General features: G+C 64.9%; 3 protein-coding genes. 2 read left to right on the top strand and 1 reads right to left on the bottom strand.

Annotated elements, in window-relative coordinates; translation table 11 throughout:
• Positions 1 to 385 (top strand): GAF and ANTAR domain-containing protein (locus tag VIM19_10190; protein ID HEY5185251.1); only part of this gene is annotated, 385 nt, incomplete at its 5' end.
• Between the two features lie 255 nt (positions 386 to 640).
• On the opposite strand, the gene VIM19_10185 is transcribed toward VIM19_10190, so the two are convergent.
• Complete coding sequence (locus tag VIM19_10185) at positions 641 to 1,030, bottom strand: PAS domain S-box protein (protein ID HEY5185250.1); 390 nt, start codon at positions 1,028 to 1,030, stop codon at positions 641 to 643.
• A 954-nt stretch (positions 1,031 to 1,984) separates the two neighbouring features.
• On the opposite strand from VIM19_10185, the gene VIM19_10180 reads away from it, so the two are divergent.
• Positions 1,985 to 2,361: AMP-binding protein (locus VIM19_10180; protein ID HEY5185249.1), on the top strand; the 377-nt coding region annotated here is incomplete at its 3' end.

The following is a 2,361-nucleotide window of genomic DNA, read 5'->3' as shown; positions in this document are numbered from 1 at the left end:
CACCGCCACTGACCTGGGAATCGCCGGGGTGGCCGGGATCCCGATGCGCGATGGCGGTGAGGCCATCGGCGCACTCAACATCTACTCACGCGAGCCACGGGAGTGGTCGGATGCGGATATTGCGGTGGCCGTGGTCCTGGCCGACGTGGCGACCGGCTACGTGCTCAACGCCGCCAAGCTGCACGACCAGGAGCAGCTGAGCGAGCAGCTGCAGCAGGCACTGGACTCACGGGTCGTCATCGAACAGGCCAAAGGGATCACCGCCCAGCGGAAATCGGTCACGGTCGATCACGCCTACCAGCTCATGCGCGGTCACGCCCGCAACAACCACGCCAGCCTGCGCACGGTCGCCGAGGCGATCGTGGGGGTGGGACTTCAGGTCTGAGCCCGGCGGCCGTCCCCGCCGACCTGGCGTTTCCCACAGAGCACCCACAACTTGTCCACAGGACCCGACATCCGCTACCAGTCTGGTATCGACCGTCCTGAAGATGCAGCGCGGGGTGGGATCTCTTGTCCGGTCACTGATTCCTCGAACGGCGCCCGAGCAGTCTGCCCAGGACACGCAGTCCCCTCCGGCTGGCGATCGTGCACCATCGCTGCCCGACATGGTGCCGTCATCGAGTGCGCCGTGCACGGTGACCTACCTGCCCGCCTCATCTTCATCCGTCAGGTCGCGGACCTCCGCGATCACCGACAGACCATGCCTGGTGTCAACATGGGACACGTTGATGCTCGCAGGGAACCAGTGCCCATCTCGGCGCCGTCCGCTTGCCACCAGATCCAGGCCCTTGGCGCGGGCCCGGGGATCCGGGTAGCCGTCCTGCCGGTGCTCCTCGTAGGTCTTGCAGACAGGCTCGGGTATCAACGCCTCGATGGACCGACCGCCCAGGTTGTCGCCGTCATACCCAAACAACAGCTCCGCCTGGCGGCTGACAAACCGGATCCGGCCCGACGCGTCCATCCGCACCCAGGCACGGGGCGTGACATGCGGCTGCCTCGCCCGACCCGTCTTTCCCATCAGCGCGGTCATGTCGAGTGGATGAACGGTTGACTGAAGTTGCTGCCGGTCAGTTCGCCCACAGCACGGGAGGTTCTTTTCGATCAGTGGTTACCAGCCCCGGCAGGCTGGTGTCGACTCGAGGGTGCATGGTTCAAGTGCCCGGTGGAGGTCAGTATGCTCGGCCGAAACAGCGGCTCGACGGCGTTTGTTCGCCGAGCTACAGCTGAGCGTGGTGGCATCACGGTTATGAACTACTTGACGGTCCTACCCCTCAGGTTGGGTGGGCTGTCTCGGGTGTATCGTTGGTGCTGTCGCGCCCCCCCAAGAACCTGGCGGCGTTGGTTCGTTTTCGTGCCACTCCTGAACCCGGCGGCCCGTGTCATTTACCGGAGCTACCGAATCGGGTGGTCACAGTGCCGTCATTGACGGACTCCGCCCGCTCCTACCCAGGTTCCGACCACCATGTCGTCGTTTGCCCGAGTCGGCCTGTGTCTCCGCCGGGATCTGAGAGCAGTCCGTCCCACCCGCATGTTCGCTGGCGGGGTTCAGAAAGCGCGCCATAGGTCACGCTGAGGTCCTTGAGGGTGCCGGTTCGCTCGGTGCGGTCGCTGATGGCCTGGCCGCGCCAACCAGATACCGCAGCTTGCCCAGGGCAAGGTATCCATCTTCAGCGAAGCCATCTGGACGCGATGTCCTACCGGCGGACGGCCAAGCGAGGCGGTCTTTGACCCCTTCGCTGCAAGCCGAAGTCCCCAAAGGGCCGGACGGCGCCCGGCAGCTTGCGGGAATTGCCCCAGCAAACGCATTCCGAAGAGTTTCTTTGATGAATGAACTTCGAAGAGAGAGGCAGCAGTCATGTCACAGGAAAGAACTGTCGTCGTCGAGGCTCCCAGAACCCCTGAGGGGGAGTTCGGCAGCGCCCCACAAGACGCCCTGGGCCTGACAACGGACCAGCGGACTGCACAGCACCGGGCAACGTCTGAGATGGATGAGTTCGGCATGCCGCCCAGCTATGTGCCGGGCGTGGACGCGAATCTCTGCGACGACGTCTTCATCCATGCCGAGCAGGTGCCCGAGCAGGTGGGTTTCTCTCGTCCGGTGGACGGCCGCTGGGTCCCGGTCACCTACCGGGAGCTGGCCGAAGAGGTCACCAGGCTGGCAGCCGGGCTGATCGCCTCGGGCATCCAGCCTGGCGACCGGATCGCGTTGTGCTCGCACGTGCGGTACGAGTGGATGCTGTGCGACTTCGCGATCTGGGCTGCCGCTGGCGTGACGGTCCCGATCTACGAGACCTCCTCAGCCGAACAGGTTGAGTGGATCCTGTCCGACTCAGGTGCCGTTGCCGCGTTCCTTGAGACCCC

The sequence above is a fragment of the Actinomycetes bacterium genome (assembly GCA_036510875.1).
Classification (GTDB): Bacteria; Actinomycetota; Actinomycetes; order Prado026; family Prado026; genus DATCDE01.
This window is presented reverse-complemented; position numbering and strand designations above follow the sequence as displayed.

Bases quoted from the DNA above. Each gene is read 5' to 3' on its own strand.
- VIM19_10185 (HEY5185250.1), bottom strand. From the start codon at position 1,030: ATGACCGCGCTGATGGGAAAGACGGGTCGGGCGAGGCAGCCGCATGTC.